This window comes from Rhizobium rosettiformans W3 (assembly GCF_004912135.1).
GTDB classification, from domain to species: Bacteria; Pseudomonadota; Alphaproteobacteria; order Rhizobiales; family Rhizobiaceae; genus Allorhizobium; species Allorhizobium rosettiformans.
Window position 1 is genome coordinate 299,874 of record NZ_STGU01000003.1, and the last position, 16,733, is coordinate 316,606.

General features: G+C 62.1%; 21 protein-coding genes. 11 read left to right on the forward strand and 10 right to left on the reverse strand.

Annotation, left to right across the window (positions count from 1 at the left end):
* The first annotated feature begins 61 nt into the window (after positions 1–61).
* Positions 62–1,891, forward strand: coding sequence for a translational GTPase TypA (gene typA, locus FAA86_RS07485; RefSeq protein WP_136539445.1), 1,830 nt, complete (start codon positions 62–64; stop codon positions 1,889–1,891).
* A gap of 179 nt (positions 1,892–2,070) precedes the next feature.
* Positions 2,071–2,577: a GNAT family N-acetyltransferase gene (locus FAA86_RS07490; RefSeq protein ID WP_113458954.1), complete on the forward strand. Its 507-nt coding sequence runs from the start codon at positions 2,071–2,073 to the stop codon at positions 2,575–2,577.
* Positions 2,578–2,592: 15 nt separating this feature from the next.
* On the opposite strand, the gene FAA86_RS07495 is transcribed toward FAA86_RS07490, so the two are convergent.
* Positions 2,593–3,225, reverse strand: coding sequence for a hypothetical protein (locus FAA86_RS07495; RefSeq protein WP_136539447.1), 633 nt, complete (start codon positions 3,223–3,225; stop codon positions 2,593–2,595).
* A gap of 126 nt (positions 3,226–3,351) precedes the next feature.
* On the opposite strand from FAA86_RS07495, the gene ppa reads away from it, so the two are divergent.
* Positions 3,352–3,888, forward strand: a complete 537-nt coding sequence (gene ppa / locus FAA86_RS07500) for an inorganic diphosphatase (protein ID WP_113458952.1) — start codon at positions 3,352–3,354, stop codon at positions 3,886–3,888.
* Position 3,889: 1 nt separating this feature from the next.
* Here the strand turns inward: ppa and FAA86_RS07505 are convergent, their stop codons facing one another.
* Together FAA86_RS07505 and FAA86_RS07510 are read right to left on the reverse strand one after the other, a co-directional pair.
* Positions 3,890–4,204, reverse strand: a complete 315-nt coding sequence (locus tag FAA86_RS07505; RefSeq protein ID WP_136539449.1) for a DUF167 domain-containing protein — start codon at positions 4,202–4,204, stop codon at positions 3,890–3,892.
* On the reverse strand, positions 4,201–4,491 hold the full coding sequence (locus FAA86_RS07510; protein WP_113458950.1) for a YggT family protein: 291 nt from the start codon (positions 4,489–4,491) through the stop codon (positions 4,201–4,203). Before FAA86_RS07510 ends, FAA86_RS07505 begins: the two co-directional genes overlap by 4 nt.
* Before the next feature lie 124 nt (positions 4,492–4,615).
* On the opposite strand from FAA86_RS07510, the gene FAA86_RS07515 reads away from it, so the two are divergent.
* Positions 4,616–5,863: an MFS transporter gene (locus FAA86_RS07515; protein WP_113458949.1), complete on the forward strand. Its 1,248-nt coding sequence runs from the start codon at positions 4,616–4,618 to the stop codon at positions 5,861–5,863.
* On the opposite strand, the gene FAA86_RS07520 is transcribed toward FAA86_RS07515, so the two are convergent.
* The 6 genes from FAA86_RS07520 to hemC form a co-directional block, all read right to left on the reverse strand.
* Complete coding sequence (locus tag FAA86_RS07520) at positions 5,848–6,582, reverse strand: glutamine amidotransferase (RefSeq protein ID WP_136539451.1); 735 nt, start codon at positions 6,580–6,582, stop codon at positions 5,848–5,850. The genes FAA86_RS07515 and FAA86_RS07520 overlap by 16 nt on opposite strands.
* Positions 6,572–7,051, reverse strand: coding sequence for a tellurite resistance TerB family protein (locus FAA86_RS07525; protein WP_136539453.1), 480 nt, complete (start codon positions 7,049–7,051; stop codon positions 6,572–6,574). Before FAA86_RS07525 ends, FAA86_RS07520 begins: the two co-directional genes overlap by 11 nt.
* Positions 7,052–7,062: 11 nt before the next feature.
* A complete protein-coding gene (locus FAA86_RS07530; protein ID WP_136539455.1) occupies positions 7,063–8,727 on the reverse strand; it encodes a heme biosynthesis protein HemY in 1,665 nt (554 codons plus the stop codon).
* Between the two features lie 3 nt (positions 8,728–8,730).
* Positions 8,731–10,005, reverse strand: a complete 1,275-nt coding sequence (locus FAA86_RS07535) for a mitofilin family membrane protein (RefSeq protein WP_136539457.1) — start codon at positions 10,003–10,005, stop codon at positions 8,731–8,733.
* Positions 10,006–10,095: 90 nt separating this feature from the next.
* Complete coding sequence (locus FAA86_RS07540) at positions 10,096–10,809, reverse strand: uroporphyrinogen-III synthase (RefSeq protein WP_136539459.1); 714 nt, start codon at positions 10,807–10,809, stop codon at positions 10,096–10,098.
* A 3-nt stretch (positions 10,810–10,812) separates the two neighbouring features.
* Positions 10,813–11,742 (reverse strand): hydroxymethylbilane synthase, encoded by a 930-nt coding sequence (gene hemC, locus FAA86_RS07545; protein WP_136539461.1) that lies wholly within the window; start codon positions 11,740–11,742, stop codon positions 10,813–10,815.
* Positions 11,743–11,815: 73 nt separating this feature from the next.
* Between hemC and tsaD the strand changes: the two genes are divergently transcribed.
* The 5 genes from tsaD to FAA86_RS07570 are packed head-to-tail and all read left to right on the forward strand — an operon-like array spanning position 11,816 to position 15,303.
* Entirely contained in the window at positions 11,816–12,910 is a 1,095-nt protein-coding gene (gene tsaD, locus FAA86_RS07550; protein WP_136539463.1) for a tRNA (adenosine(37)-N6)-threonylcarbamoyltransferase complex transferase subunit TsaD, read from the forward strand.
* The gene (locus tag FAA86_RS07555) at positions 12,907–13,896 is read left to right on the forward strand and encodes an NAD(P)H-dependent glycerol-3-phosphate dehydrogenase (protein ID WP_136539465.1); all 990 of its coding nucleotides are present in this window, start codon (positions 12,907–12,909) and stop codon (positions 13,894–13,896) included. Before tsaD ends, FAA86_RS07555 begins: the two co-directional genes overlap by 4 nt.
* A 22-nt stretch (positions 13,897–13,918) precedes the next feature.
* Entirely contained in the window at positions 13,919–14,212 is a 294-nt protein-coding gene (locus FAA86_RS07560) for a YciI-like protein (protein WP_054150399.1), read from the forward strand.
* 5 nt (positions 14,213–14,217) lie between these two features.
* Positions 14,218–14,649 (forward strand): EVE domain-containing protein, encoded by a 432-nt coding sequence (locus tag FAA86_RS07565; protein WP_113458939.1) that lies wholly within the window; start codon positions 14,218–14,220, stop codon positions 14,647–14,649.
* Positions 14,650–14,655: 6 nt separating this feature from the next.
* Positions 14,656–15,303: a class I SAM-dependent methyltransferase gene (locus FAA86_RS07570; RefSeq protein ID WP_136539467.1), complete on the forward strand. Its 648-nt coding sequence runs from the start codon at positions 14,656–14,658 to the stop codon at positions 15,301–15,303.
* Here FAA86_RS07570 and FAA86_RS07575 read toward each other — a convergent pair.
* Entirely contained in the window at positions 15,297–15,659 is a 363-nt protein-coding gene (locus FAA86_RS07575) for a hypothetical protein (protein ID WP_136539469.1), read from the reverse strand. The genes FAA86_RS07570 and FAA86_RS07575 overlap by 7 nt on opposite strands.
* Before the next feature lie 286 nt (positions 15,660–15,945).
* Between FAA86_RS07575 and sdhC the strand changes: the two genes are divergently transcribed.
* Both sdhC and sdhD read left to right on the forward strand, forming a co-directional pair.
* Complete coding sequence (gene sdhC, locus FAA86_RS07580) at positions 15,946–16,341, forward strand: succinate dehydrogenase, cytochrome b556 subunit (protein WP_136539470.1); 396 nt, start codon at positions 15,946–15,948, stop codon at positions 16,339–16,341.
* An 11-nt stretch (positions 16,342–16,352) separates the two neighbouring features.
* Complete coding sequence (gene sdhD / locus FAA86_RS07585; RefSeq protein WP_136539472.1) at positions 16,353–16,733, forward strand: succinate dehydrogenase, hydrophobic membrane anchor protein; 381 nt, start codon at positions 16,353–16,355, stop codon at positions 16,731–16,733.

Here is a 16,733-nt window from a genome sequence, read left to right on the forward strand (position 1 = left end):
GCGCCAAAGTAAATCGGCGCCTCTCTTCCGTATTGCGCCCCAGCCATCAGAGATCTTGGATATGAACCTCCGCAATATCGCGATCATTGCGCACGTTGACCATGGGAAAACGACCCTCGTCGACGAGCTCCTCAAGCAGTCCGGGTCGTTCCGCGAGAACCAGCGCGTGATGGAACGCGTTATGGACTCGAACGACATCGAAAAGGAGCGCGGGATCACCATTCTCGCCAAGGCGACGTCGATCGAGTGGAAGGACACCCGCATCAACATCGTCGACACCCCCGGCCACGCCGACTTCGGCGGTGAAGTCGAGCGCATTCTCTCGATGGTGGATGGCGCAATCGTTCTCGTCGATGCTGCCGAAGGCCCGATGCCGCAGACCAAGTTCGTGGTCGGCAAGGCGCTCAAGGTCGGTCTTCGCCCGATCGTTGCGATCAACAAGGTCGACCGTCCGGACGCCCGTATTGATGAAGTCGTCAACGAAGTCTTCGATCTCTTCGCCGCGCTCGACGCGACCGACGAGCAGCTCGACTTCCCGATCCTTTACGGTTCGGGCCGCTCCGGCTGGATGAACACCGATCCGAACGGCTCGCAGGAAGAAGGCCTGAAGCCGTTGCTCGATCTCGTCATCAAGCACGTGCCCGAGCCGACCGTCGAAGAAGGCCCGTTCAAGATGATCGGTACGATCCTGGAAGCCAACAACTTCCTCGGCCGCATCATCACCGGCCGTATTGCTGCCGGCTCGATCAAGCCAAACCAAGCGGTCAAGGTTCTCGGCCAGGACGGCAAGCTCATCGAGCAGGGCCGTATCTCCAAGATCCTCGCCTTCCGCGGCATCGAGCGTACCGCCATCGAAGAAGCCCATGCCGGCGACATCGTCGCCATTGCTGGTCTCTCGAAGGGCACCGTTGCCGACACTTTCTGCGATCCGGCCGTGACTGAAGCGATGAAGGCGCAGCCGATCGACCCGCCGACCGTCACGATGTCCTTCATCGTGAACGACAGCCCGCTGGCTGGCACCGAAGGCGACAAGGTCACGAGCCGCGTCATCCGCGATCGTCTGTTCAAGGAAGCCGAAGGCAATGTCGCGCTAAAGATCGAAGAGTCGGCCGACAAGGACTCGTTCTTCGTGTCAGGCCGCGGTGAACTTCAGCTTGCCGTTCTCATCGAAAACATGCGCCGCGAAGGCTTCGAGCTTGCCGTGTCACGTCCGCGCGTCGTCATGCACAAGGATGAAGCGACCGGCCAGATGATGGAGCCGATCGAGGAAGTCGTGATCGACGTCGACGAAGAGCATTCCGGCGTCGTCGTCCAGAAGATGTCCGAGCGCAAGGCCGAAATGGTCGAGCTTCGTCCGTCGGGCGGCAACCGCGTTCGCCTCGTCTTCTTCGCGCCGACCCGGGGCCTGATCGGCTATCAGTCGGAACTCCTGACCGACACGCGCGGCACGGCCGTGATGAACCGTCTGTTCCACGACTACCAGCCCTACAAGGGTGAGATCGGTGGCCGCGTGAACGGTGTTCTGCTCGCCAACGAAGCCGGCGAAGCCGTGGCCTATGCCCTGTTCAACCTGGAAGATCGCGGCCCGATGATCATCGATGCCGGCGAGAAGGTCTATATGGGCATGATCATCGGCATCCATAGCCGCGACAACGATCTGGAAGTGAACGTGCTCAAGGGCAAGAAGCTTACCAACATTCGTGCTGCCGGCAAGGATGAAGCGGTCAAGCTCACCCCACCGATCAAGTTCACGCTCGAGCGCGCGCTGTCCTGGATCCAGGACGACGAGCTCGTCGAAGTGACGCCGAAGTCCATCCGCCTGCGCAAGATGTTCCTCGATGCGAATGACCGCAAGCGCATGGAAAAGGCCAAGGCTTCCGCTACCGGCTGAAGCCTCTGAAAACATGTCTCATTTCGAAACCCCGGTCCAAAAGGCCGGGGTTTTGTTTGTTGAACTTGTTCCTCGCGCCTTGCGGGCAGTCTTAAAAAAGCGTTAACTTTTCACCGTGGACCGATGAAGGTCCGGGCTCCGCGTCCTCCAAGTTCGGCGCGCCAGGGTGAGTTTACGTTATGAAGACGTTGTCGATCGATATGCGCTTGGCAGGTCCCGCAGATGCCGCAGCGGTCGCGGATGCTCATCGCAATGCCTGGATGCACGCCTATTCCGGCATCATTCCCTATCGTGCCCTGACAAAGATGGTCGAGCGCCGCGGCGAAAGCTGGTGGCGCAAGGCAACGCGCGGTCCGGCAACCATCCTGGTGGCCGAAGTGGCCGGCGTCGTGGCGGGTTATGCCTCGCTTGGCTATAACCGGGCGCGCGCGCTGCCGCATGAGGGCGAGATCTACGAGCTTTATCTCCGCCCGGAATATCAAGGCATTGGCCTCGGCTACCAACTCTTCCACGAGGCCCGGCGCATGCTGAAGTCGCTCGGCTGCAACGGCATGGTCGTCTGGTGCCTCGAGGACAGCGAGATTGCCGCGAACTTCTTCCGGTCGAATGGTGGGCTCGACGTTGTCGAAGGCATGGAAGATTTCGACGACGTGCACCTGAAGAAGCTCGGCTTCATCTGGAACTGATCGGGCGGCTCTCGCCTATTCCACCACATAGCCCTCGGGCCAGCTGAAGGTCCGCTCACTGGTGAGATCGCCACGTTTGCCGATCCATTGCGGCTCCGTCATGCCGCAGGCGAAGTCGGCCGCGTCACTATCGGCCGCCTGTCTTGCGAGTTCGTTGGCATTGCGGTTGGCCTTGGCGTCCACCATGGCGACGAAACAGGAGCCGGGAAAGCCAGCGTCGCCGACACGGGAAATGACGAGGACCTGACCGGTACTCTCCGGGCTTGGCGATCCGCTGGGCCCCGGGTTTTCGATGAACCATCGCAGGATCGCCGCCACGGGCTCGCCGCTTTCATTGAGGCGCCATTCGATCTTGGTGTTGACGCGGTTGAAGGCGGCGAAGCTTTCGTAGGCGCCGTCGATCAGGACCTGGTCGATTGTGCCGAAGATCACGCTCTGGCGAAGATCGCCTTCCTTGAAGTAGACGGGGTAATCTTTGTATCCTTCGCATTTCAGGGAGACGCCCATCATGTCCTCAGCGAGTGTCTCGCAGGCATCGAGGTCGAGGTCGGTATAGACGCTTTCGGCTGCGTGAGCGGGGCCGGCAAGGGGCGACAGGCAGAGCAGCACCTGCATGGCCGCGGAGATGGTTCTCGATGTCTTGATCATGCGGATGCGCCCCCTCCGTAAGCTGCCCGGCGCTGAGCCCCTCATGTCCGCCGAAAGCCGTGTTGCATTGCGCCATAATACGCATTAGGTAGCGCAGGAATTCAACACTCTACGGGGTCCAATAATATGCGTATTGATGCAATTGCCATCGGCAAGAACCCGCCGGAAGACATCAACGTCATCGTCGAAGTTCCTGTCGGCGGCCAGCCGATCAAGTATGAGATGGACAAGGACGCCGGTACGCTGATCGTCGACCGCTTCCTCTATACCCCGATGACCTATCCGGGCAATTACGGCTTCGTGCCGCACACGCTCTGCAAGGACGGCGACCCGCTCGACGTTCTCATCTGCAACACCCGTCCGCTGGTCCCGGGCTGCGTCATCAATGTGCGCCCGATCGGCGTCATGATGATGGAAGATGACGGCGGTATGGACGAGAAGATCCTCGCCGTTCCGGTGCCGAAGCTGACGCGCCGTTACGACAAGATCGCCAACTACACGGATCTTCCGGAAATCACCCTGAAGCAGATCCAGCACTTCTTCGAGCACTACAAGGATCTGGAGCCCGGCAAGTGGGTGAAGATCGGCGACTGGCAGAATGTCGACGTCGCCAAGCAGATCATTCTCGACTCGATCGAGCGCGCCAAGGCTGAAGGCAAGTAATTCAGTTCACGTTCAGCGCATCAATTCGCGTTCTCAAATCCTCCGGGTCGCCAGTGATCCGGAGGATTTTTTGTCTGGCGGTATCGCCGGAGATCAGGGAAATCGAGGTCTTGGGCACTTTGAGCGCCTTCGACAGCAGGGCGATCAGCGCCTTGTTGGCCTTGCCTTTCTCCGGCACTGCCGTCACCCGCGCCTTTAGATGCGCCTGCCCGTCGGCTGTCGTCTCCACACCGTCCAACGCATCGCGCCCGCCATTCGGGGTCAGCCGGACAGCGAGCAGCAGATGGTCATGGGCGAGGCGGTAGGGGCTGGTCACGCCACCAGCGGATAGATGCTGTTCCAGAGGAAGGAACGCAGGAAGAAGATGATCAGCAGCACGATGATCGGCGAGATGTCGATGCCGCCGAGATCCGGCATGAAGCGGCGGATGGGGCGAAGCACCGGCTCGGTGACGTTGTAGAAGAACTGGCCGAGCGTCGCGACGAAGCGGTTGCTGGAGTTGATCACGTTGAAGGCATAGAGCCAGGAGAAGATGGCACTCCCGATCAGAATCCAGGTGAAGATGCTCAAGGCAAGGTCAATTGTCTGAAACAGGGCGTACATTCAGGTCTCCATTTCTTGGTTGACAGAGATGTAGACATTGGCGACTTAACGGACAAGTGGATGGGGCCCACGCAATCCGAATCATGTTTAACGGCGGGCCCGCCCGCAGCTTAAGGTCTTTTCGATGCACCCGTCTTCGGCCGACGATCGTTTCGCGGCGTTCCGGCATTCCTCCTATACCCGCTTCTTCTTTGCCCGTTTCCTTGGTGCCTTTGCCACCCAGATCCTCAGCGTCTCGGTCGGCTGGCAGATGTATGACAACACCGGGAATGTGTTCTACCTCGGCCTGATAGGCCTGGTGCAGTTTCTGCCCTCGCTGCTGCTGATCCTGGTCACGGGTTCCGTCGCCGACCGTTACAATCGCCGCGCCATCGTCTCGATCTGCATGATCGTCAGCGCCGTCTGCGCCGGGGCGCTGCTTTCGCTGACCATTGCCGATGCCTTCGAGCCGACGATCGTATTCGCCATCCTCGTGGTCTTCGGGGTCGAGCGTGCCTTTGCCGCACCCGCCGTGCAGTCTTTGGCGCCGAATCTCGTGCCGCAGAAGGATCTCTCCAATGCGGTCGCCTGGAACTCGTCGTCGTGGCAGACGGCCTCCATCGTCGGGCCTGTCGCCGGTGGTCTCCTCTATGGCGCAAGCCCGGTCGTTGCCTATTCGGTCTCCTTCGCTTTCTTTGCCGCTGCCGCCATCCTCGTCTTCCTCGTTAAGCGACCCCCGCAGCAGAGATCACAAAAGGCCGTAACGCTCGATACCCTCTTTGCCGGCTTCCGCTTCATCTTCGGTGAGAAGGTGGTGTTGGGTGCCATTTCGCTCGATCTCTTTGCCGTGCTGCTCGGCGGTGCGGTCGCCTTGATGCCGGTCTTTGCGCGTGACATCCTCGACCTCGGGCCCTGGGGACTCGGGCTCTTGCGGGCGGCTCCCGGAATTGGTGCGATCATCGTCGCCATTGCGCTGGCGAGCTTTCCGATCCGCCACAATGCAGGCACCTTCATGTTCATCGGGGTCGCCCTGTTCGGTGTGGGCACCATCCTGTTCGGCTTTTCGCAGACGGCCTGGCTCTCGATCCTGGCTCTGATGCTGATGGGCGCGGCTGACATGGCCTCGGTTTATGTGCGCGAGACGCTGATTGCGCTCTGGACGCCCGACGAGGTTCGCGGACGCGTCAATGCGGTCAACATGGTCTTCGTCGGTGCGTCGAATGAGCTCGGCGAATTCCGCGCGGGGACGATGGCACATTTCATCGGACCGGTGCCGGCCGTCGTGCTCGGTGGCTTCGGCACGCTCGCGGTTGCCGCCGTCTGGGCGCTCGGTTTCCCGCAGTTGCGCAAGATCGACAGTCTGGAAGCGCCGGAGCGTCAGGAGGCGCGCTGATCGCGCTCGAAGATCAGGTCGAGAAAATCCCATAGCCACGCCCTAAGCGGCGCGTCGAAGATCATTCGTCCCTCGAGATGCTCGCGGCCCTGCTGGGCGTTGGGCAGCACGAAGCGGTGGGCGCCATGCACCACCCAGCGATGCATCATGGCCCTGGTCAGTTCGGCGTGAAACTGCACGCCCCAGGCGTTTTCACCGTAACGGAAGGCCTGATTGGGGTAGACATCGCCCGTCGCCAGAAGCTTCGCACCATGCGGCAGGCTGAAGCCTTCGCGGTGAAAGTGGTAGACCATCTTCGGCCAGTGCATCAGCAGGCGGCCATGCTCCGTCGGTTTGATCGGATACCAGCCGATCTCGGTGCGCTCCTCGCGATCGGCTTCCACCTTGCCGCCGAGCTGGCGAACGAGCATCTGGGCGCCCAGGCATATGCCGAGGAACGGCTTGTTCTCCTTGAGCGGCACATCCAGCCAGTTGATCTCGGTCTTGATAAAGTCTTCCGGATCATTGGCGCTCATCGGTCCGCCGAAGACGACAGCACCGGAATGCTCGCTCAGCGTCTTGGGCAGTTCCTGTCCGAGCACGGGGCGGCGGATGTCGAGCGGATAGCCCTTCTCCTCGAGCATCTGACCGACGCGGCCGGGGCTCGATCGTTCCTGGTGGAGGACGATCAAAACAGGCTGCTTGCGATCGCGCGATTGCGACCGGCCATCACGGGACATCGTCGATGGCTCCGAGACCGGCGCGCTCCGCCGCTTCCTGCCGCTGGACGATGCGTTCGCGTCCGGATACGCCGAGCAGATCGGCCACGCGCCAGATGGCGTGGTCTTCCATCTCGCTGCGGGTCCCATCGGCATAGACGATGTCCCACAACAGGCCCACGAGTTGCTGGCGTTGCTCTTCGTTGAGCTGGCGCTTCAGTTCGGTGGTGAAGCGATAGTAGTCGACGGCCTCGCTCTCGGCGCTCTGGCCTGCTGCAATCAGGTCGTCGAGTTCGGTGCCATCGAGGTCGTACTGTTGCTTCAGAATCTCGCGCAGCTTCGCCCGTTCCGAATCCCGTACGACACCGTCTGCCTCCATGACCTGCAGACAGAGAGCCGCGACGGCAATGCGCGGATCATCTGGCGCGAAGACCGATTTCGGGCGGTCCTGCATCACAGACTGGAAGAAGGCTTGCAGACGGTCGAGCATGCGGTTTCCTGTCAAAAGAGCTTAAGGCGGGTCTTGGGTTCCTGTGCCGCGAGTGCCGGATCCTTAACGCCCGGATCATCCGGTGGGCGCCCGAAGAAGGGTTCAACGACGGTCGTTTCCTTCGCGGGTGCATTGTCCCTGGCCACGACCACCGCAGGCTTTTCGGGCTTTGTCGGCTTTGCAGATACCTCTTCCGGTTCGGCCGATTTGGCCGGTACCTCGGCATCGATCACCGGCCCCTCGGCCTCGACGATCCTCGGCGGTGTCTTCACGACCTCCGGCTCTCTCTGAGGTGGGGTATCGTCCTTTGCGACAGGCGGAAGCGAAGCAAGCGCTTTTTCCCCCTCGGAAACACTGCCTTCTTCGATTGGTCCGGCGAGCTGGTCGAAAGGCATCTTCCATTCGAAGGCGTCCAGACGTCCGGTGATAGGAGAAATCGGCATCCAGCGCTCGGAGACATGGCCGTCGGCCACCCATGCCGGGTCGCGCGGTGCCTTCAGCGCCTGACCCATCCAGTGACGGATGCGGCCCTGGTCACCGGTTTCCGCCTCCTCGATATCGGCAAGCAGAAGATAGACGCGCTCGCGGGATGCGATGCGGGCGGCAGCTTCCGCCTTGGCGCGCGCCTTCTTGAAGTCCTGCGCATCGAGCGCTGCTTCGGCGACGACCATCAGCGATTCGTAATTGTTGGGCTTCAGCGCTTCCAGCTTCTCGGCCTTCTTCAGGCGGTCAACGGCACTGTCGCCGCTGCGCGCCCGCACATAGGCGCGGGCGATTTCCGGATGCGGCTCGATTTTCCAGACCTGTTCGAGCGTGCTCGACGCTTTGCGCAGATTGTCTTCGCGCATATAGGCCTTGGCGGCGACGATTGCCGCGGGCACCAGACCCTTGGAGAGCTTCAGGGCCTTCAAGGCACTGTCGCGGGCGCCGGAAGGTTCAGCCTCGAGCTGGTCTTCGGCCTTTGCCGTCAGCAGCACCGCCTTCAAACGTTCGGCTTCATGACGCTCCAGAACATGGGCGATCTTCTGCTGATCCAGCAGTCGGATCGCGTCATCCCAGTGCCCGGCTCGGCAGCGATGTTCGAGCGTCGCCTTGGCGGCCCAGGGCAGGTATGGGGCTGCTTCCGCGGCCGTTTCTGCATATTGCCGGGCGGCCTCATGCGCGCCCAAGCGGTTGGCTTCGACATAAAGTCCACGCAGGCCAAGCTCGCGCGTCTCCGGGTCTTCCGACATTTCCTGGAAGAGGCGGCGTGCCTCGTCGTGGCGCCCTTCGATCAAGGCTGCCTGCGCATCCAGGACGCGGATCAGCGGCTCCTGATCTGCCCGGATCAATCCGCGGGCGCGAGCGCTCATCTTGCGTGCGAGAATGGCGTTGCCGGCGCCGGCTGCAATCAGGCCGGTCGAAAGGGCCTGGTAACCGCGATCGCGCTTGCGGGCGCGAAAGAAGCGGCGAACGGAGTGGGGCGAGGTCCAGAGTGTGCGCAGCAGCCACCACAGAACCATTATCGCGGCCACCAGCGCAACGAGCGCCGTTACCGCGACAATCAGGTCGGTGTTGTATTGCTGGCCTTCCCAGATCAGCGAGATCTCGCCCGGACGGTCGGCGATCCAGGAAAAACCAAAGCCGAGGGCCAGGATGAAGGCGAAGAAGAAGAGGATCTTGAGAATGGTGGTCATGGGTCAGCCTCCGTTCCCGGCAACGGTCTGAGACAGGGCAGAGGCCACCCGCTCTTCCGCCTCGATCCTGTTCTTCAGCTTCGTCGCGAAGTCTGAGGATGCCTGCTTGCCGGCTTCCGGCAGCGTTTCCCATTCGAGGGCTGCCCCCTTCAGGTCGCCATTCTGCAGCTTGTTTTCGATCCTGGCCACGATGGCTTCCGGTGTTTCGCCCTCGACATTGCCGACAGGCCGCACCTTCACGAGAGAGCGGGCGCTTGCCAGCAGACGATCCGTCCAGCCTTCGCCGGCCTCCGGCTGGTTGATGGCGGAAAGAATGTCGTCCGCAACCTGGTTGAAATCCCGGCTCAGATCGCTGCGCGACAGCACACCATTGCTGGCAAGTGGCGCCAGAGCCGCAACTGCCGGATCTTCCGGCGAGACGCTCTTCAGCGCATCGAGCTCCGAGAGGAACGGACCACCGCGGTCGATGGCCGTTTTCAGGCCTGAGAGGGCGATCGCGCGGGCCATTTCCACATCGCTGCGCGGTTCTTCCAGCTTGCGCTCGGCTTCATCGAGCCGTGTCGTGCTCTGTTCGAGCGCCTGCTTGTTGCTGGCGATCTCCGCCCGCAGGGACTGGATGGCCTGTTCTGCGCCTGCGAGCTGTGTCTTGAGCGCTTCCACCGCTGCTGCATCGGCCGTTGGGGTCGACGTGGCATTGGCAACACTTTCCTCAAGGGCGGAGACCCGTTCGACCAGGGCCGGGTCGGTCCCTTCGGCTGCCGGCCGCGCGGCAAGATTCGCCACTTCGGCCTTCAGGGCGTCAAGCTCTGTCGTGTCGATAGCCGGCGCCTGCGCCTGCTGGTCCGGTCCGAGCCCGGGGACGATGCCGGCATATTGCATGCTGCCTGCAAGAGCGAGGGCAACCAGGCCGCCAAAGATGCCGGATGCGACCAGAGTCGACGTCGCCGGAGACTGGCGGACGGGTTGTGGCGCGGGTGCTGGCTCTTCCACCCGCGGGGTGTCGGCCGATGCTTCCCGCTCCTCCATGGGTGGTGTCGTCACGGCCTCCGTCTCATCCGGCTTCGGCGCCCAGGGATCGGTGGCAGTATCGATCTGCTGCTCGTTCAGGGGCACTGCGGACGACGTTTCCTCCACTGCAGGCGAAGGGGAGGCGGGGTCCGATTCGGAAGCCTCGGGCGAGCCGTTTTCTTCGGCTTTCTTGGCTTCCTGTGCGGTCAGGTCGATCGTCACCGGATCCTCGGGAGCTTTCGATCGACGGGGTGGCTTTCCGGAAACCATGGCAACCTCTTCATTTCGCGCGTGTGATTAAACCTAGTCAGTCCTCAAGGCGAAGGAAAGGGCCGAGGTTCCATTTCGCGCGGCACTGCATCAAAGCAGAAGAAGGAGAAGGTCCTCTCGAGGTTCCATCGGCCATTGGCTTCTGGGCTGAAATTCTGCCGGGAGAGCACATGCGATCTTGTCGCTCAGGCAGAGAAATCGTGCCCGCTGCCAGTCCAGACTCTGAGCTGTCCTGGCGTACAGCTCGGCGAGCCGCCTTGCTGTTTCGGAAGAGTAGACAAGGATTGCATCCGGCATGGGGTCGAGCCTGTCGGCCACTGCGGCATCAGACAGACTTGTCGGGATCATGCGGTAACATTCTCGTAGATCGAGTGCGTATCCGGCCTTCTGCAAGGTCGCCTCGAAGTCTGAAGATCGCGGGGTGCCGGTCAGGTAGACGATCGGTGCCGCCGCATCCATTCGCGAGATCAGCAGTTTGGCGAGGGAGCTGCCGTCGCCGTCTGCAATCGAGATAGCGGCGAAGCCCGCAGCCTCTGCCGCCCGCGCCGTGGCGCGACCGACGGAAAAGACAGGCAGTGCGAGATAGGGTGCCTGGCGGTCCTGCGGCAGTGTCTCCAGCACCCGCATCGCCTCGGCGCTGGTGACTGCCAGCGCGGAAGCCTCCGTTTCCGGCGCCTTCATGAGGGCTTCCGGCTGCTGAATTGCCTGCATCAGGGGCAGCAGGACGGGCTCATGGCCACGGCGCTTGAGTTCGGCGGCGGTGCGGGCCGATGTCGGCTCAGGGCGCGTCACCAGAACGCGCATGGTTCAATTCCAGCTGTCGAAAAAGTCGCTGCCGGCCTTGCTGCGGATCGTCCCGCCCGCGGTGGCGCCAAGGATGGCGGCATCGGTGCGGCTTCCGTCGATCTCGACATCGTGCCAGCGGCTGCCATCGGGCGTGAGGATCATGCCTGCAAAGCGGAGGGCGTCTCCGTCCACGGTGGCATGGCCTGCAATCGGGGTGCGGCAGGAACCGTCAAGCGCGCCCAGAAAGGCACGTTCGCAGCTGACGGCATCGAAGGTGTCGCGATCGTTGATCGGATCGAGCAGGTCATTGACCCTGGTGTCGCCGATGCGGCTCTCGATGCAGATCGCGCCCTGGGCTGGTGCCGGTGGGAACTCGCTCGGGTCGAGCAGCTCCGTGGGGATTTCCGGCTTGCCGAGCCGCTTCAGGCCGGCGAAGGCAAGGAGCGTGGCATCCACTTCGCCCTCGGTGAGCTTGCGCAGCCGGGTGTCAACGAGACCGCGAAAGGTGATGACCTTGATATCAGGGCGCATGCGGCGGATGAGAGCCTGGCGACGCAGCGAGGAGGAGCCGACGGTCGCGCCGTGCGGTAGATCTTTCAATGTCGGCGCGGTGCGCCCGACGACGGCGTCACGGACATCTTCACGCGGCAGGTAGGCAGAAAGGAAAAGCCCTTCCGGGAGTTTCGTCGGCATGTCCTTGGAAGAATGCACGGCGAAATCGAGGTCGCCCGAGAGCAGCTGTTCTTCCAGCTCCTCAGTGAACAGCCCCTTACCGCCGATCTCTGACAGAGCGCGGTCGGTGATACGGTCGCCCTTGGTGGACAGCACCACGATCTCGAACATGTCCTCCGGCAGATCATGGGCGATCATCAGCCGGGCACGTGTCTCCGAAGCCTGGGCGAGAGCGAGCGGGCTGCCGCGTGTGCCGATGCGAAAAGGTTTTGTTTGCATCCGAACTTGTCCGTTGTTACCGACAGGTTTCGTAGACCGGTTTCTCGGTGACCGCAATCAATGAACAGGTTCCATGACATCCAAACTGCGCATCCTCGGCATCGAAACGAGCTGTGACGAGACGGCTGCGGCTGTCGTCACGCGGCTTGCAGACGGCTCGGCTGTCACGGAAGCGGATGTCGTCCTGAGCCAGCTCGACGAGCACAGCGCCTATGGCGGCGTGGTGCCGGAGATTGCGGCGCGCGCCCATGTGGATGCGCTGGATACACTCATCGAAGAGGCGCTGACCCGCGCCGGCATAACGCTGGCCGAGGTCGATGCCATCGCCGCCACCTCGGGCCCCGGACTGATCGGCGGCCTGCTCGTAGGCCTGATGACCGGCAAGGCCATCGCCCAGGCCACGGGCAAACCGCTCTACGCCGTCAACCATCTCGAAGGCCATGCGCTGACAGCGCGGCTGACCGACGGTGTTGCCTTTCCCTATCTAATGCTGCTCGTTTCGGGCGGCCACACGCAGCTCGTTCTGGTCAAGGGCGTCGGAGACTACGAGCGCTGGGGTACGACGATCGATGATGCGCTGGGCGAAGCCTTTGACAAGACCGCCAAGCTGCTTGGGCTGCCCTATCCCGGTGGTCCCGCCGTCGAGCGGGCAGCGGCCACGGGCAATCCCAAACGCTTCGCTTTCCCCCGTCCGCTGGTCGGCGAGGCGCGCCTCGACTTTTCGTTTTCGGGCTTGAAAACCGCTGTGCGCCAGGCCGCTGAAGGGATCGCGCCTGTCACCGATCAGGACATCGCCGATATCTGCGCCTCCTTCCAGCATGCCATCTCGCGCACGCTGAAGGATCGCATCGGCCGAGGGCTCCAGCGGTTCAAGCAAACCTATCCCGATGTCGCCGAGCCTGCGCTGGTCGTGGCCGGTGGTGTCGCGGCGAACAAGGAAGTGCGCCAGACGCTGAATACACTCTGCGCCGAGCATGGTTTCCGCTTTGTCGCGCCGCCGCACCATCTGTGCACCGACAATGCCGTGATGATTGCCTGGGCGGGCTTGGAGCGCATGGCGCTCGGCATGCCCTCGGATGATCTCACTGTCGCGCCGAGATCGCGCTGGCCGCTGGACCAGGATGCCAAGGCGCTTCTCGCCTATGGCAAGCGAGGAGCCAAGGCATGAGCGGGCTGCAGCGTATCGCCGTCATCGGTGCCGGTGCCTTCGGCACGGCACTGGCCGCCGTTATGGCGCAGACCGGCAAGGTCGCCGTTGTGCTCATCGGTCGCGATGCGTCCGTTATGGCAGATCTTGCTGCGAGCCGCGTGCATGAGGCTGCGTTGCCGGGTATCCGGCTTCCGGACACACTCGCCTTCTCCTCACGACCCGAAGATCTCAGGGATCAGGATATCGTGCTGTTCGCCATGCCGTCCCAGGCCCAGATTGCGGCAGCGGAAACCTATGGGCCGCATCTGAAGCCGGGCGCGCCCATCGTCATCTGCGCCAAGGGCATCGAGAAGCAGAGCTCGCGGCTCCTCACCGATGTGCTGGAAAGCGCACTGCCCGGGCATCCGATCGCCATGCTGTCGGGTCCCGGTTTCGCTGCCGACATTGCCAAGGGCCTGCCGACGGCCATGGCGATCGCGGCCAAAGACCTGCCGCTGGCCGAACAGCTTGCCAAGGCCATTTCGGGCCAGACCTTCCGGCTTTATGCCTCCGACGACCGGATCGGCGTGCAGCTCGGCGGCGCGCTCAAGAATGTGCTCGCGATCGCCTGCGGCATCGTCGAAGGCATGGGCCTTGGCGATTCGGCTCGGGCGGCGCTGATTGCCCGCGGGCTTGCCGAGATGTCTCGGCTTGTGGATGCGATGGGCGGACGCGGCGACACGGTGCGGGGTTTGTCGGGTCTCGGAGACCTTGTCCTGACAGCCACCAGTCATCAGTCGCGCAACCTGCGTTTCGGCATTGCTCTGGGTAAAGGTGAGCCCATCGCTGCCCAGCATGGCGCGCTCGTCGAAGGTGCCTTCGCCGCCGCCGTTGCCGCGCGGCTTGCCGAGGGTCGCCAGATCGAGATGCCGATCACGCAAGCCGTTGCCGCGATCATCGATGGCAGGCTGGACATCCCGACCGCCATCACGCAACTGATGTCACGACCGATCACCACCGAATAAGAGATCCCCTAGGAGACAAGAGATGCTGTTTGCCGTCATCTGCGCCGACAAGCCCGGACACCTGAACCTTCGGATGGAAACGCGTCCGCCGCATGTCGAATGGCTGAACGGGCTGAACGCTGCCGGGCAGCTGAAGATCGCCGGTCCGTTTCTCGATGCCGACGGCAAGCCCTGCGGCTCGATGCTGATCATCGCGGCCGACGACATCGAGGCTGCGAAAGCGCTCGCCGCACAGGACCCCTATGCCAAGGCGGGCCTGTTCGAGACGGTCGAGATCAAGCCCTATAACTGGGTATTCAACAATCCCGAGGCGTAAAGACGATGGCATTCTGGCTCTACAAGTCCGAACCCTTCAAGTGGTCCTGGGAAATGCAGAAGGCCAAGGGCGAGGTCGGCGAAGAATGGACCGGCGTGCGCAACTATCTCGCGCGTAACAACATGCGGGCGATGAAGATCGGCGACAAGGGCTTCTTCTACCACTCGAACGAGGGGCTGGAAGTGGTCGGGATCGTCGAGGTCTGCGCGCTGTCGCATCCGGATTCGACCGCCGAGGGCGATGCCCGCTGGGACTGTGTCGACATCCGCGCCGTCTGTGACATGCCGAAGCCGGTCAGCCTCAAGGACATCAAGGCGAATGAAAAGCTCGCCAAGATGTCGCTGGTCACGTCGATGCGGCTCTCCGTCCAGCCGGTGACCGAAGACGAGTATTTCGAGGTCTGCCGCATGGGCGGGCTCGACAATCCGCCCGTCTGACCGACCGTGAAGACCGACCCCGAGCGCTTCATACTCGAGAATACCAGCGTGCTCTCGCCGCCGCATGTGCCGGAGATCCGGCTGCATCTTGCGAGCGAAGTGCATGATCTCTGGCTGAAGACGGAGGAGGATCTGGAGGAGATCGGTTTGCCGCCGCCTTTCTGGGCCTTTGCCTGGGCGGGTGGGCAGGGGCTCGCCCGCTACATCCTCGATCATCCCGAGACGGTGGAGGGCAAGCGGGTGCTGGATTTCGCCAGCGGATCCGGTCTCGTTGCCATCGCTGCGGCGAAAGCCGGGGCGGTGGAGGTGCTGGCAGCCGATATCGATCCCTGGGCTCGAACGGCGGTGCGGCTGAATGCCGCTCTCAACGATGCCGATCTGGCTTTTACCGATGACGACCTGATCGGCCGGTCCGTCGACTTCGACGTGGTTCTCGCCGGTGACGTTTTCTATGACAGCGACTTCGCGCGAGCTCTGGTCGAGTGGTTCGTGAACCTGGCGGAAAGCGGCTGTCTCGTTCTGGTGGGAGATCCTGGGCGGAGCTATCGTCCGACCGCACATCTCGATCCGCTGGCGACTTACGAGGTGCCCGTGACGCGGGCGCTGGAAGACAGCGAAGTGAAGAAGACGACGGTCTGGAAATTCCGTCAGTAATCGGGTCGGATCACGCAGACACCGGCTTCGAACGAGCAGGCCTCGTCCTGGTTTTCTGCTGAAACTTCAATGATTTTCGCCTTCGGCGCGCGATTGTCGATGACCTGAGGCGCAACCCTTCCGTCGACGGCAATGAAGACGCCATTGCCCTTGATTCGCAAGGCCGAAATACCACCGCTGAAGGTGCCGATCCCGGGGACAACGGAAGGTAGCCCATCGGTGCCGACGATGGTCTGGGTGCGTCCGTGATGGTGATGGCGCTCGTATCGGTGATGCCTGTCTCCTGCCTCGGCGAGGGTTGCCGAGGAGGCCAGAAGGAGGGTCGCTGCTGTTGCGACAAGACGATACTTTAGCATGGGGCACCTCCGGAACGCGGTTAACAAATCGTTAACGCAGCATGCCGCAAGTGGTTGCTAAAGTCATCCATATCAACGCTTTTTTCGTAACGGGAACTGCGGTTCGGCGTGACGCTAAAGGTCTGTTCACGCGAATCGATTAAATTGAAATCGTCAAGCGAATGTGCTTGTCGTCCGGGAGTTCGAGGATTAAACGTCCCCCTGATGCAATGCACCAGAACGCTATGACGCATTGCGAACAAGATGTCCGTATGATCGGACCGCATCGAGACGCCGCGAGGTTTAGATGGCGAATGTGACAAAAAACCGGCCCCTGTCGCCGCACCTGCAAATCTACAAGCCTATTCCCACCATGGTCATGTCGATCCTGCACCGCATCACTGGCGGCGCGCTCTATTTCGGCACGATCCTGGTCGCGTGGTGGCTGGTGGCCGCTTCGACGGGTGCCGATTACTTCGAGTGGGTCAACTGGTTCATGGGAACCATCATCGGCCGGCTGATCCTGCTCGGCTACACCTGGGCGCTGATCCATCACATGCTGGGCGGCCTGCGCCATCTGATGTGGGATGTCGGCTACGGCTTCGAGAAGCATTTCTCCACGAAGCTCGCCAAGGCGAACATCGTCGCATCCGTCGTCCTGACGATCCTCGTCTGGGTCGTTGCCTATATCATTCGCACCTGAGGCACCATTTCATGGATATGCGCACTCCGCTCGGCAAGGTCCGCGGTCTCGGCTCGGCCAAGGAAGGCACCGAGCATTTCTGGCGTCAGCGTCTGACGGCCGTCTCGAACATTCCGCTCATTCTCTTCTTCGTCGGCTTCCTGGTGATGTACAACGGCGCTCCCTATGCGGAAGTGGTTGGCGCATTGTCGCACCCGCTCGTTGCCGTCGTCATGGGACTGGTCGTGCTTTCGGCCCTGATCCATATGAAGCTCGGCATGCAGGTGATCATTGAGGACTATGTCCATGCGGAGATCGTCAAGGTTCTGCTTCTGATGCTGAACACGTTCTTCGCGATCCTGATCGGTGGTCTCTGTCTTTTCGCCATCTTGAAGATCGCATTCGTAGGGTAA